This is a genomic window from Halalkaliarchaeum sp. AArc-GB (genome assembly GCF_031432225.1).
In the GTDB taxonomy this organism is placed as follows: Archaea; Halobacteriota; Halobacteria; order Halobacteriales; family Haloferacaceae; genus Halalkaliarchaeum.
This window is the reverse complement of sequence record NZ_JAVKGM010000030.1, coordinates 1-13866: the sequence shown is the minus strand read 5'-3', so window position 1 is coordinate 13866 and position 13866 is coordinate 1. Positions and strand designations below refer to the sequence as shown.

Below are 13866 nucleotides of genomic sequence, written 5' to 3'. Positions count from 1 at the left end.
GTTCTTTCGAGATCATATCCGGCGAGATATTTTGAAGGTCATCTACACCATTGCCGCATCGGGCACATTTGACCATAGACGAAGTAACAAGATTACCGAGTATTAGTATTGACCACATATCCAACCGTTAACGCTTTCTCCGAACGTTTCCGATCTGTTGCATTCATCCTCTGAGGGCACCCTAAGAAGGGGGTGAGTCGGAAATTTACCCCCTCCTATTTGGTAGTAGATCGTTTGATACTCATACTTCGATCCTGAATTAACCTTTTTACTGTGCCCTCACGTCATCGATTTTCGATGGTACGTAGCCGGCAGACCCCGCCAGGATGGGCCACATCTACTTGGGTTGCTCCTTTGTACTGACAGACGTGCGACTCATACAGATCCTGATTCCAGACGGGAAACGACAGGCAGTCTTGGAGGTGCTCGAGGAAAAGGGGGTGGGGTACAGCGTCGCTGAAGAGACGGAACACGAAGAGTACGACGTCGTCGTCCAGTTCCCGCTCCCGACGTCGGCCGTCGAGTCGGTGTTAGATGAACTTCAGTCGGTCGGCATCGACGAAAGCACCTACACCATCGTCCTCGACGTTGAGGCAGTGATCTCTGAGGAGTTCGATGAGTTACTAGAGGAGTACTCGGATAAAACCGACGACGAGGAAGACGATGTCGAACATAGAGGCATCACTGGTGAGGAGCGTATCGCCCGCGAGGAGATTCTAACCCGAGCGAACGAGCTGGTCACCGCAACGCCGACATACGTCGTCCTGACGCTCCTCAGCGCAGTCATCGCGACGGCTGGGATGCTTCTGGACTCACCCGCCACGGTCGTCGGATCGATGGTCATTGCGCCCCTTATCGGTCCGACGTTAGCTGCCAGCGTCGGGACCGTGCTCAACGAACGTACGCTGTTGCATCGGGGCTTGAAGCTTCAAGTACTAGGTATCCTGGTTGCGATCGGCAGCGCGGCGGTGTTCGCGCTGCTCGTCAGGTTTCTGTTTCTCGTCCCGCCCGGACTCGAGATCCTCGAATTGGGCGAGATCAACGAGCGGGCATCGCCGAACTTCCTCGTGCTCCCCATCGCGCTCGGTGCCGGCATCGCTGGTATGCTGAGTCTCATGACAGGCGTCTCAGCTGGGCTGGTGGGTGTCATGATCGCGGTCGCGCTCATTCCGCCGGCAGCCGCCGTTGGACTTGGCATCGCCTTCGGCGTCCCTCGGCTCGCAATCGGCGCGGGCGTCTTGGTAACGGTGAATGTCCTCTCGATTAACCTCTCGTCGCTCGCCGCGCTGTGGTTCGAGGGGTATCGCCCGGAACACTGGTTCAATATCGGGGAGGCACGCGGCGCGGTCGTCAAACAGGTGGTTGCGCTCATACTTATTATCTCTCTGACATCAGTTTTCCTCGTCGGGGTGACCTACAACTCCCACGTTGCCGGGAACGTCGAAGAGGAGATCAGACAGGAGGTCGACGACGAGCTCGAACTCGCTGACGCACAACTCGAGTTGCGTGACATAACTGTCACGCGGTCCGGCATCCTTCCGCCACAAGAGACCGATCGCGTCGCCGTCAGGATCGCTATCGGTCCCGACGACGATCCCCCGAGACTCGTCGACCGCCTAAAGCAGCGGATCGAAGCCGTGACAGAGACTGATGTCGACATGGAGGTGGAGTACGTCTTGGTTGAGCGCGCCGGATCGGCCACGACGACGGAGGCGTGACAGTCGGTCGGTCCACCGGTTACCCGCGCGGGACATGCCGAACCAGGCACTCAAATCGAGCGACGATGGCGTGCTGAACACATCCTCTGTTGGTTGCACGATACGGGCTACCGATGACACCGGCTGATCGGACAGTGCAAGCTATCGATGAAACCGACCTATAGTCTCGGCCCAACATCAGCTCGGATCGTCAGCTAGCCCCACAGATTGAGGCCTTCTGTTGACATCGACCGGTTGCTGTATCCATCCTCTGAGTCTTGCACGGCGATTTCAACATATCTGTGATCTGTTATTCTGGAAAGTAGGAGGGTCTACGCTAATCCCTATCAGTTATCGTTACCCCAGCAAGGCCAAGTATCTCCCAGTGCGTAGAGCAATCTGAATGCGTATTGCGTTTGATGATGGAACGCTTCTTCTCGAAAATGCTCCCGACACGGTCCCTTTTGCTGAATGGGATGACCGTGTCGAGGAGTATCGCGCACGAGCGCAACACTATCGTGAAATCAGAGCGTGGGCAAACGGAGCTGACGGACAAGCAACGCTCAACGAGGCGACAACGACTGTAGAGAACGTTGAAGATGATGCTCGTGCTTATTCTGAACTTGCCCTTACCCCCTCTGTCGCTATCGAACCCCGAAAGTACCAACAGGAGGCCCTCTCAGCGTGGCAAGCCAACGACCGCCGTGGAAGCGTCGTCCTCCCAACGGGAAGCGGAAAGACGTTTCTTGCTGTCCAAGCAATCGCTGATGCGGGCGTCAGTACGGTCGTCGTTGTTCCGACGATCGATCTGATGAACCAGTGGCATGCGACGCTCACCAACGCTTTCGGTGACCAGCTTCCAGATGGGATCGGCGTTCTCGGCGGAGGAAGCCACAACGTGACCAATATTACGGTAACAACCTACGATTCTGCCTACCGCTACATCAACGAATACGGTGATCAATTCGGACTTCTTGTCGTCGACGAGGTGCATCATCTACCTGCGCCAACCTACCAGCAGATCCCCGAGATGACGATTGCGCCGTATCGACTCGGCTTGACCGCGACCTACGAGCGTGCCGATGGGCAGCACGAAGAACTGGAAGAGCTACTCGGCACGGTCGTCTACAGAGAAGCGGTTGACGAGTTGGCTGGCGACTATCTTAGCGAGTATGAGACGATTCATCTCCAGGTCGAACTCACGCCAGACGAGCGAGAAGAGTACGATGAAGAGTATCAGATTTACCGGGACTACGTGGATAGCCACGAGTTTGATCTCTGGAAAGAACGTGGGTATCAGGAGTTTCTCAAACGGACGTCCTACGACCCGCAGGGACGACGAGCGCTCATCGCCAAACAGCGGGCCGAACAGATCGCACGCACTGCCACGAAGAAACTGGACACGCTGGATAATCTTCTGAAACGCCACTACGACGACCGAGCAATTATCTTCACTGCGAACAACGACTTTGCATACGACATCTCCCAAGAGTTCGTCGTTCCGTGTATCACGCATCAAACCGAAACGGACGAACGGACTGCCATTCTCGAGCGATTCCGTACTGGTGAGTACTCAATGCTGGTCACGTCCCAGGTCCTCGACGAAGGGATCGACGTCCCGGCAGCGAGCGTCGGTATCATCCTGTCTGGGAGCGCTTCAAAACGCCAGTATGCACAGCGTCTGGGACGGATTCTCCGTCCGACGGATGATCGGCAGCCAGCCCGCCTCTACGAAATCATCGCCGAGAATACAGCGGAAACCTACGTTTCCGAACGGCGTCGACAGGGGGTGATGTCGAATGCTGACAGCTGATCTCGCCCGCTCGCGTACGTATGAGGACACAATCACTCCACTGTTTATCGACACGGACGACCAGCGGTATCGCGACACAGCTGAAGAGCTCATTCAGATATTTGAGGAGCATCTCGGTGAACCGAAGGGAGGGCTGGAAGACACGATTGATCAACTCACCGTCGCAGATACGGACTACAAAATCGTCCAAGGGTTGGCGAAGCTCCTCAAAGACGAGTGTGAATTCGAGACCGTTGCACCAGTTGACCCACGGGAGATTCGAGAGGAACTCTTTGCAGTCGCGAATGACAATTATCCGATTGTCCGTCAACCAACGCTGGGCGAGGATACAAAGTCCATTTGGGTGTATAGCACAGTTGCTGACAGACTGGGAATCACGCTCGAAGAATGCTATCGAGGGATGTACGCGGACTTAGAGGACAATCAACAACTGGTTCGATTCGGACACCGTGTTTCTGATGAATACGAAGACTCGGATGGCTCAACGGCAACGACTCGACTGACGGGCGATAGCGAGGAATCCTACGCCGAAGACACGGTTACAGTAGACTGGCTGCTCACTCGATACAATCTTGCCTTGGCACAGGCGGTGCTGTACGATGCAACTGAGATGCGGGTACGAGTCTGGGATTCGTTTGCGACAGTGTTCAGTTACGTCAAATTGTTCGGACTCATGCACCGTATCTATCCAATCGACAGCGACGGAAATCGGGTCCCCAGTACCAACGTTGCAGACGGGTATGAAGCGGTTCTTGACGGAGCGGCGTCCCTCTTTTCGAAGTCGCGAAAGTACGGCATTCGGATGGCGAATTTCCTCCCCGCGCTCCCATTATGTGACCGCTGGGAGATGGAAGCCGACATCTTGGACGAGGACAGCGGGCCATCCAGTCGGACGCTCTCGTTTGAACTTGATCATACCGAGGGGTTGTCCTCCCACTACTCGGCACAGAGTGATTTCGACTCCGACGTGGAGCGGACGCTCGCTCAGAAATGGGAGCGAGCAAACACCGATTGGGAGCTCATTCGAGAAGATGACGTACTGGATCTGGGAGCGGAAGTGATGCTCCCTGATTTTGCGGTCGAACACCCTGATGGACGGCGGGTGTTGTTCGAGCTCGTTGGATTCTGGACACCCGAGTATCTTGATAAGAAACTGGCAAAGATACGCGATGCTGACCGTGACAACCTCATCGTCGCTGTTTCCGAGCGGTTGGATTGCTCGGCTGACGATTTTGAAGGGATGGACGACCGCATTCTGTGGTTCAAATCAGGAATTCACGTCTATGACGTTGTGGAGTTAGCCGAGGAATATGCCGTCGAAACGATGCTGGAATAGTAACATATCGATTAGAATTTTTACAGATTATGGATGCGTGATAACAATGGCGGGAAGACGGATTGATTGGAGTTAAGATCAGCAATCATCGAGACCATCGTTCAGAGATCCATCCACGAATCGATTATAGAGATCTTCATCACGCAGGACGGTTTGGAGAAGTTCCTGTACTTCGTCTACAGACTGGATCAGATTGTATCGATCGACGAGCCGTTCTGCCATGTCGAGTTCGATGGTTCGATCGGTCGCGATCGCCTCTCGGAGTGCAAGACGGACGATCTGGAGATCATTTCGTGATCGGAACCCCCATTCGTGGGCTCGTTCTTCGACTTGGTTGTCGTAGCTATCGAAGCCGATGACGTCGTGACATTCCCGACAGAGCGTGATTCCTTGGTCGGGATCTGTCGACCAGTGATGGTAATCGAGACTGTCATTTACGCCCGGAACATCCCGTTCAAGCTGGCAGATTCCTCGTCGACAGAGGGGACAGGTGAGCTCCCAGTCCCAGCCGAATTCCGACGCCTTCGCGCTGAGTCGATCAGTATATTCGTCGTTGCGGGGCTGGCCTTTGTAGTTGGTAATGCCTGCCCAGAGCCACTCGTTCCAGTACGCCTGAGTCATCGCAGTCAGCGTCGGTGGTTCGACTAGCTCTTTGTAGGCTGCGTCGACGGCGACTGCACACCAGCGTCGAAGTTCGACTTGACAGGTCGTACATCGGCTGTCGAATTGTGGAACGATCCGCGGGAGTCCCTGTTCGTAGATCGCGACGACATCTCCGCAATTAGGACAGAGGACGACAGTTGGCGTCGATTCAAAGATAGAAGTCTCATCGGTTGCAGCGAGGATGGAGGCGCGATCACCATACGGCTGGGGATCGTTTTCCGGCTCCGTGCGGGTCGTCGGCAGTGATGGCACCTCCTCTAGCGGTTGCTTAGACCGACTCATCAGTCGATCAGATGCTGTTCCGGGTACTCTGCTTCGGGAGCGGTCTGTCCTACTCTAAGCTGTTGGATAGGTTCGCAGCCGACAATTCGCCAGGTTCGATCCTCTTTGACTTCGTGGATGCGCCACATTCCGGGTTGCTCTTCGAGACAGAGAAACCGGAAGCGATGTCGAGTACCGTCCGCACGACTGGTGAACGCGATGGTTGCTTCGGTTTCGCCGCTGGTGTCGACTCGTCTGTTCCGCTTGGGTGGATTTCTCCTACTCATACTTGTTGAGATGGACGGACATCACGGGCGTGTCCACCACAACCCACGTGTCCGTTCCACCTCCCCCGGCGGGTACAAACTGATCCTGTAGCGAACCTTACCAAGAATTCTGAACGCTCGTCTAGCCGTGCTTGGTAAGGTTGCCGCACAAGGAATGAGATAGCGATCCCGCCGCAGTCCAGCTATTTTACTTCCGCCATGGTTGGAGAGTCTATTTATGACCACAGAATGATCGTACATACAGAGGGCACCCCGCCCTCGGTGTCACACGCTCTCCCCGCGATTCCGGAACAACTGTGAGGTACATCTTATGTCCACGACAGGGCCTTCGACACTCGGCGGTTGTCCGTTCTGTGGTGCCGACGTAACGAGTACTAACGTTCTCATTGAGTACGAGGTAGACGGACAGCCCGCAGTATTCGCAGAATGTCCCCAGTGTCGCGAGGTGGTAAAACCAGAATGAGTTCGCTTCAGTGGCTAAAACGAGTGTTCACATTGACGGACCGAACTGTCTCGGTCGTTGAATGCAGACAGTGCGGAACGTCGCTTACTGATGAAACGGAGACCTGTCCGGAATGTGGTTCCCAAGAAATCGCATGCTATGAGTTCTGAGACTGGTGTTTCAGACGTGGTTACTCTTTGATTTCTGTCCCTGTTCGAAAGCTTGTGAGCTCGTCAATACGATCTTCGAGTTCTTCGATTTCTTGGCGGAGTTGATCGGCTTCCTCTCCCTCGGTTGCAGCAAGTTGCTCCTTGAGCCCCTGGAGACGAGTCTGCTTGACCTCTTCGTCGACCTCGGCCTTGCGGACGTACTCACGTTCGTCGATTTCGTAGACATCGGACTCAGACAGTTCGGTGACCTCAAGAGCCTCATCGATCTTATTGCGATCAACGCTCATAACTCGCTGCTGATCAATCCCGGCTTCTTCTAGGATCTCCAGAACCTCTTGTTCGTCCTTGAGCGTTCGGTTCCGGCGTGTCGTTCGCTGAACGGAGCCATACGGCCCGCTGACTGGCCGATCATGATGGAGGCGGTTCAAGAGAACATCTGCGACATTCTTTCGGAATTCGTTAGCATTGCGCTGGACATCTGAAAGGAGGGTATAGAGATTCACCAGCGCGTCTGTCTCCATGTCGTCGAGTGTGGCGACATCGTGACGTTCGAGTGCATCAACGAGCAAGAGCGTATCAGCGTAGATGTCCAGATCGGGTTCAGTTCGTTCTTCGGAGGTCGATTCGGAGTTGCTTCCGAGAAGTTGACTAGACGTTGGATCTTCTGTTTTGACGATCACGCCATTGTCTTCGTCAATCTCGAATCGGGGATGAAGGCTCAACACGGCTGGATATGGATCCGCATCGGACGGGAGTCTATCCAGATCGAATCCCTCTGGTTCATCACTGACTCGGCGGTAGAGCGTCTCGAACTGATCACGCTGAAGTGGGCGTTTCTCGTCAGCGTCTTCGAATTCGATGATAACACGATGCTCTTGGACGTCGGTAATCCGGAATCGCTTGTGTGACAACGGCGTAATTAGTGTCGCTCCGTCAGGAAGATCCTCAAGTTCATCGAGAAGTGTGTGCCAGCTCGCCGTGAATGGCATACCTACTAGTTGACGTGTCATGGCAAAACTCTGCGGGCGTCGTTCACCAAGACACGTGAGGAGAGTCGCTTAACTCGTGAGCGGATCACGACCGTGGTCCGTTCCCGTAACGTCGCAGGACGAAGACAGATCGGAGAAAGCCTCCACCAGACACGAGGATGATTCGTAACAGGTCGTCAGTTCATGTGGACCCCAGATGAGGAAAGGGGAAAACGGATACTATCGAGAAGCGACGTGTGCATCGACGATAGGTTTGTCTCGCTCAAGGAGAGCTTCTAATTTCCCGCTTCGAGCATCGACATGGATTTCTTCTTGCCGCCAGTTCTGCGGTGCTTTCGTTTGCCAGACGCCATAGAGTGTTGCTTTGGGTAGCACGACGACGCCAAATGTAACTGCAAAGACGTAGAGCAGCGTCGCGATCTGGTCCCATGAGCCAGTAAGCTGGCGCTGAACGTCGATAGCGAAATCCACGTGGACGGCTGGGATCTTTCGGTCGCGCGCCTGATCGACGAAGCCATAGTCGTTCGAGAAGAGGATTACGCCGGTCGGTTCGTTCTCGTAGTACTCCAGACAGCCCTCAATGATGGCTTCGTCACCGGGTTCGGTCGCGACGATATCATGGGGACGTGTTTCGCGAAGGCGGCGATATTCCCTGAGTCCGAGCCGTGTTTCGCGGTTATCTTCCGTCGGTTGACCGGCGAGACGCTCAAATTCAGGACCCAGAGCATCGGCGAGACGCTCAGCATCCATTGCATTCTTGTCGTACCGGTAGCTGATACTGAGTTCCTTATCCACGCCAGCAGGAAGCGTATACCCATTGACTGGTGTACGCCCTGTATCGTCGCTGTAGAGTTCTGGATCTATGCCAAGAACATCGTGCATCCGCCAGGGAAGGAGATTGGTATCGAATCCGGCGTAGCGAGGTGGATGACCTGCCTGAAGATCCTGATACCCGTATCGATCGATGATCTTATCGACCTCCTCTCGGTTACGGATATCGACGAGCCCACTCGCGACGAGCGCTTTGACGTAGGCAGCGCAGTTGGGGAGTTCTTCACGCACCCGGGAGCCGTATTCGCGTTCAATCTCTTCCAAGTGCTGTTCGTACGAGACTGCTCCAGTGGTGATGGACACTGTGCTTGCAGCTGGATCGGACAAGTCTATGCGAAGCAACTCTCCGAGTTCCGGGGCTGGATGTTCGACTGTAATCGTCTGCTCGTCGAGTTCGTAGTACGCATTCAAGAGGAGCGTCAGATGCTGACGAGCGAGATTCATGACAGGACCTCTGTGAAGTCGTACAGTTCGGCAGCCGGTTTGGGAATGTCCGGGTAGATGCGACTGTAGTACTCGCTCGATTTGAGATAGAAGTAGAAGATGTGGTCAACGTCAAATGTGGTACCGGCGTTGAACGCGATCACGGACATGAATTTCCGACCAGGCGTAACATCGACGGCAATCTCCGCATCAGCGTCTTGGGCTGCCTCGATGGCTCCTCGAAAGTGACTCACGATTGCGTCAAACTCTGTCTCGTGGTCGATAGTTCCAACCCTGATCTCCGGTTCGGCCACGCCATGTTGTTCGAGAATCGTTCGTGTTAGATTGCTCGCTGTGTCGATCGAATCTCCCAACCCAGGATTGTTGAGAAAATAGACTGTATCCGGGATGAATTGCTCGTTGATCCCATCGCCGACACACGCTGCTGCAATCGGATTCACCATTGCCTCGATGGTCGTACTTCCCGAACTGATCCAAACGTGATCCATTCAGTAACTGCCTCGTTGCAGATTAGCATAAGGATTGGCCGATGACCAGGTAGCGACCGTACTGATTTTCAAAAACTGTCGAACGTGACCAGTTTGGTCAGTTCGTCGTTTTCTCCGCCTGATCCATGTCTTGCAGTTTGATCCATGCTTCGTGATACGTTTCTTGCTTTTCGAGGACCGATTCATTCACGCTGTCCAACCGCGTCAGATCCATGTTATCCTCGATGTCGGCGATTTTCACTTCCCTCGCGGTCGGATTGGCTGCTGCCCGTTCGACGAACGCCATGTATGATTCGTCCTCACGTTTCGTGAGCGCATCAACGGCATCGCGGATGTCTAGCCCGAACTCTTGCTCGATGACCTCCAATGTGTAGTTGGCGTCTTCGACGACATCATGGAGGACAGCGACGACTCGTTCTCTTTCGGTATCCATTTCCTCCATGACGCGAAGCGGATGACGGATATAGGTCTCGTTCGCCTTGTCGGTCTGCCCTGCGTACGCATCAACGGCCAGATCGATCGCCCGTTCGAGATCGTTCATATGGCTCAATGAACGGCGCTTTGTCTTAGTGTTAGTCGCGGCGCTATCCTTTCCGGTGGCGTGTCATAACATCAATCTCAGCCATTCAGTAGAACTGCGAACTGACCGACGAAGAAATTGCCATATAAGAGTGGTATTCGTACTGGTATGCAAGATGTAGCGCGCGAGTCTTGCACGGGTGACGAGTGGGGCTGATAGTGCAATACTTGGACTGAGAAGCGTAACTTCAGGTACGAATGACAGCATACCAGTTCTGGTTTTCATCGGGATTCAACAGTACTCATAGACAGGTTTGTTGTCTCCGGTGCTCAGGAATAGCCCTCGCGTCGTCTCACTGTTTCCCTGACCGTTAATTGTATCAATTTATCCGAAATCAATCTAACATTGAGCTATGAACGGACTGAAACGCCGCATTGTCAGTTATATGATCGTTCTTGGAGTCGCACTCATTGTCACGTCCCTCGGGTATCAGTGGGGGATGGCGACGTACGAAGACCGGCCACGGACCTTTCTTGACTCGCTGCAGTTCACCGTCGAGATGTTCACAACGACCGGGTTCGGCGGTGACTCACCGTGGGAGAGTCCACAGATGCATACGTACATCATCGTGACTGATCTACTCGGTATGGCACTCCTCGTTGGGGCTCTCCCGGTCGTTGCCACTCCCCTGTTACAATCTGTGTTGTCTTCGAGCGCGCCAGAACAGGTGGACGAGGATCTGACGGACCATGTCGTGATCTGCTCGGATACGACTCGATCAGAGGTGCTGATCAACGAGCTTGATTCTCGGGAGATTCCGTACGTGATTGTTGAGCCAGATCGGGACAGAGCAGACGAACTGTACAAAACAAACGATCATGTGATCAAGGCCGATCCAGCTTCGACAAACGGTCTCGAAGCTGCAAAAGTTGCATCCGCGCGAGCAGTAGTCGCCGATGTCTCGGACCAAGTGGACGCGAGCATCGTTCTCACGGCGAAGGAAGTCAGTCCAGATGTTTCAGTCATCAGCGTCGTCGAAGACCCCGACAATGCGCGATATCACGAGATCGCCGGGGCGGACCACGTTCTCTCACCGCGGTCGCTAATCGGCCGGAGCCTCAGCAAGAAGGTGACGAGTGCGATGCGAACCGAGATCGACGAGTCAGTTGCGATCGGCGATGAACTACGTCTGGCGGAGATATCGATCCGTCACGGGAGTGCCCTCGCCGGCACAACGCTCGCAGAAAGCAACATCCGCGAGGAATCGGGAGTAACCGTCATAGGCGTGTGGGTGGACGGGCGGTTTAATCCGGCACCGGGTCCGAAGACACGGTTGCCACCGGGAACCGTACTCCTTGCCTCGGGGCGCACCGACCAACTGGAACAACTCGTCGAGATGACACAGTCTACGATTCGTGGATTCAAGTCAGAAAACGTGGTGATCGTTGGCTACGGACAGGTTGGGCGGTCGGTTAGAGATGAACTGGATAAGACAGCAATCACGTATACGCTGGTTGATAAAGCTGACACAAAAGGGATCGATGTTGTCGGTGACGCGACAGAGCCGGAGATACTCACCGAAGCTGGAATCGAAGACGCCGACACCGTGGTACTTGCACTACCGGACGACAACACGACGGAGTTCGCCACGCTCATGATCCGTGACTTGGCTCCCGACACGGAGATCATCGCTCGGGTTAATCAGCAGGAAAACGTCTCGAAAACATACCGTGCCGGAGCCGACTACGTCCTTTCACTTACGAACGTTACTGGTCGCATGATCGCTTCACGGATCTTTGAAGACCGTGACCTGCTTTCGTTGGAACAGCAGGTCAAAGTGATCCGCGAACGTGCTCCACAACTCGTCGGACAGTCACTCGCCGAAGCGAACGTGCGCGACAGAACGGGTTGTATTGTAATCGGACTGGAGCGCGGTAGTACGGTGATTACTGATATTGGACCACAGACAACATTCGAGCCGGAAGATGAACTTATTATTGTTGGGGCGGACGACGGGATTCGAGCGTTCGAACAGGCGTTTTGCTGAACTCACCCTCTGGATGTTGCACGCGATCTCTGCCAGACACTTGATAGATAGAACGGGACGTGCTGAATTGAGAGCGCACTTCTTGCAGTCAGTCTGATTCAGCAAGGTTCCTGTTTAGTGGATGACTCATACTGCACAGAGTGTTTCAGTAGCTAGGACGGGCGTCACGTTCCGGACCGACTGGCAAGTGAAAGGTGACTATGCTGCCGCGGGGTTCGTTATCTTCTATTGTTAACTCTCCACCAAGCGATGTGGTGATCCACTTCATCACCCACAAGTCAATCCCAAGACTGTGACTCAACGGCGTCTCCTCACCGGACTCAATTGTCTGACGTTCAAGTTCTGGAATCCCAGGACCATTGTCCGCGACACGGATTCGGAGTTGACTGGCGTCCGGCTCTCGCTGGATCGTGATCGTCACCTCAGCTGGTGATTGATCAGCGTGTTCGATGGCGTTCGTTACGGCCTCATCCAGAGCTATTTCGAACAACTCCGTATTCTGCACGTCTATGCTCGCGTTTTCCTCGGCCGGACAAGTAATGTTGGCGTCCGGATACTGCCGCTGATACGTTTCGACGAGAGACCTGATGTCAAGCCGATCCCACGCCCTGTGAGGGTCGGTTGGATCCCAGACCGAGCGGATCTCTGCGGTCTTTTCTGCGATCTTTTTCAGCGATGCAGTTTGGTTTCGAATCGCCGCGACTGACGCTTGGCGAGCCTCAGGATCCAACTCCTCATCTTCCAGTAGTTCTGCGTGTCCGTCAATTGCATTCAGTGAGTTCCGAAGATTATGTCGCAGAACCCGGTTCAGGACATCAAGTGTCTGGGTCGTGAGCACGTTCTCAGTAACGTCTTGCTCGATAGCCACAAAATGCGTAATCTCACCGTATGCATCCGCGACAGGGATGATTTTCTGCTCGACTTCGAACAGTTCGCCTTGTTTGGTTTGGTTTGTCAGTTCGGCTTCCCATACCTCACCAGCCGTGATTTGCTCCCACAGCTCCGCATAGAACTCCTCGTCTTGCTGGCCGGATTTCAGGATGCTCGAGGTCTGTCCCACTGCCTCAGCGGCCGAGTACCCCGTCAATTCCTCGAACGCAGGATTCACGTATTCGATCGTTCCCTCGGCGTCAGTGATCAGAATTGCTTTATTAGCTCCTTCGGCCTGTTGTTTGAACAATGAAAGATCGTGCTCGTAGCGCTTTTCAGCAGTAATGTCCTGCTGATACCCAAGCCAGTTCGTGACGGTGCCAGATTCGTCGCGTATGGGAGTGATCGTGACACGATTCCAGAACATCGTCCCGTCTTTGCGATAGTTCCGCAACTCCACAGTGACGGGCTCTTCGGCATCGATTGCGGCTCGCATCTGTGCGACTGGCTCCTCGCGTGTGGCCTCACCCTGGAGAAATCGACAGTTTTGACCGAGGATCTCGTCGCGTGGATAGCCGGTAAGGTCACAAAAGCCATCGTTGACATGGATGAGTGGGTTGTCAGATTGGGAAGGGTCAGAGATCGTGATACCGATTGGCGCATCATCCACCGCCCGATCGTTCAGCAAGCGACGACTCTCGGCTCCTTTTCCAGCGATTGGGAATACTGACGTTTGTACCCGCTCGGTGCCGTCCCATTCGACCAGTGAACTCACCACGATGGCTCGTTGTGACTGGTTCGTAAACGTCTGGAACTCGACGGTCAGTCCGAGGGCAGGAGCGTCTTCATCTTCAATGCGTGCGACGTGCTCGGAGAGAGTTGTACGGCAGTCTGCTGCGACGAGGTCTGTAAGCGAGCTGCCGATGAGTTGTTCTTGCGACTGTGCTCCAAGGAGTGTACAGAACGCGGGATTTGCATACACGAGTTCCATTCCGGAATGAATAACAA

At 54.4% G+C, this 13866-nt stretch carries 10 protein-coding genes; 4 read left to right on the top strand and 6 right to left on the bottom strand.

The genetic code is table 11. The features are described 5' to 3' along the window. Positions 1-326 precede the first annotated feature (326 nt). The 3 genes from RH858_RS16650 (at position 327) to RH858_RS16640 (ending at position 4846) form a co-directional block, all read left to right on the top strand. Positions 327-1718 carry a TIGR00341 family protein gene (locus tag RH858_RS16650; protein ID WP_310562500.1) on the top strand — a complete coding sequence of 464 codons (1392 nt, stop codon included), beginning with the start codon at positions 327-329 and terminating at the stop codon, positions 1716-1718. A gap of 382 nt (positions 1719-2100) precedes the next feature. Next, positions 2101-3510, top strand: coding sequence for a DEAD/DEAH box helicase family protein (locus RH858_RS16645; RefSeq protein ID WP_310562499.1), 1410 nt, complete (start codon positions 2101-2103; stop codon positions 3508-3510). Then, the gene (locus RH858_RS16640) at positions 3497-4846 is read left to right on the top strand and encodes a DUF790 family protein (RefSeq protein ID WP_310562498.1); all 1350 of its coding nucleotides are present in this window, start codon (positions 3497-3499) and stop codon (positions 4844-4846) included. Before RH858_RS16645 ends, RH858_RS16640 begins: the two co-directional genes overlap by 14 nt. 78 nt (positions 4847-4924) lie before the next feature. On the opposite strand, the gene RH858_RS16635 is transcribed toward RH858_RS16640, so the two are convergent. The 5 genes from RH858_RS16635 to RH858_RS16615 form a co-directional block, all read right to left on the bottom strand. Then, entirely contained in the window at positions 4925-5791 is an 867-nt protein-coding gene (locus RH858_RS16635; protein WP_310562497.1) for a hypothetical protein, read from the bottom strand. Between the two features lie 898 nt (positions 5792-6689). Then, positions 6690-7658, bottom strand: a complete 969-nt coding sequence (locus RH858_RS16630; RefSeq protein WP_310562496.1) for a hypothetical protein — start codon at positions 7656-7658, stop codon at positions 6690-6692. Positions 7659-7877: 219 nt separating this feature from the next. Further along, a complete protein-coding gene (locus RH858_RS16625) occupies positions 7878-8933 on the bottom strand; it encodes a hypothetical protein (protein ID WP_310562495.1) in 1056 nt (351 codons plus the stop codon). Next, positions 8930-9421 (bottom strand): hypothetical protein, encoded by a 492-nt coding sequence (locus RH858_RS16620; RefSeq protein WP_310562494.1) that lies wholly within the window; start codon positions 9419-9421, stop codon positions 8930-8932. The genes RH858_RS16625 and RH858_RS16620 overlap by 4 nt, the downstream gene beginning before the upstream one ends. A 97-nt stretch (positions 9422-9518) precedes the next feature. Next, positions 9519-9962: an HD domain-containing protein gene (locus RH858_RS16615; RefSeq protein WP_310562493.1), complete on the bottom strand. Its 444-nt coding sequence runs from the start codon at positions 9960-9962 to the stop codon at positions 9519-9521. A 391-nt stretch (positions 9963-10353) separates the two neighbouring features. Here RH858_RS16615 and RH858_RS16610 point away from each other — a divergent pair, with 391 nt between their 5' ends. Next, a complete protein-coding gene (locus RH858_RS16610; protein WP_310562492.1) occupies positions 10354-11988 on the top strand; it encodes an NAD-binding protein in 1635 nt (544 codons plus the stop codon). A gap of 145 nt (positions 11989-12133) precedes the next feature. On the opposite strand, the gene RH858_RS16605 is transcribed toward RH858_RS16610, so the two are convergent. Further along, positions 12134-13866: PAS domain-containing protein (locus tag RH858_RS16605; RefSeq protein WP_310562491.1), on the bottom strand; the 1733-nt coding region annotated here is incomplete at its 5' end.